Below are 589 nucleotides of genomic sequence, written 5' to 3'. Positions count from 1 at the left end.
CTGCCTGTGCGGTGGTGGCAGCAGCAGCAGCTGCAGCGCCGAGCATCAAGCTCTTGAGTTTCATATCTGACCTCCAATCAGTCATTTCAATTGGCACCAAAGAAAAGCGCCATTGTCCCCGCGAATTGTTTCTGAGTTTGCCACCGACCGGAGGTTGGACGTCCGAGGCAGACAAATCAGTGCGGCTCGAAGCCGCTCGCAAGGATGACCATACGCATCCAATTTCCCGGTTCAATACAGAATACGGTTTGCACCTACCGCAGCGGCTGTTTTCAAAAACCGGTGTTGCGCGAATGTCACAAAATCAGATCGGAAATTTAGAAACTGTTAGGAAACTCGGCAAAATCGCCGGTTTGACCGGCACTTGACCGGGAGGCTAGAGGCCTCGCCCCATGCGGATTCTCGGGGAATCAAAATGGGGACGGCCCGGCAGATTGAAGCCTGCCGGGCCGCGTGACTGACTGGAGTTCAGAGGATCACAGCCAGAAATCTAATCAGATGATTAGAAAGTGCGCTGCATACGAACACCGAAGAGGAGTTCATCAACGTCAGATGCGTTGTCCGGGTCGGTGTTGGCGTAACCAACGTC

The 589-nt window shown here is 53.8% G+C and carries 1 protein-coding gene; it reads left to right on the top strand.

Annotated elements, in window-relative coordinates:
• A partial coding sequence (locus ACYQ6M_RS30365; protein WP_460077697.1) for a hypothetical protein occupies positions 1-368 on the top strand: 368 nt, incomplete at its 5' end.
• Positions 369-589 lie beyond the last annotated feature (221 nt).

It is taken from the genome of Roseibium sp. ROS1 (assembly GCF_054658215.1).
This window is presented reverse-complemented; position numbering and strand designations above follow the sequence as displayed.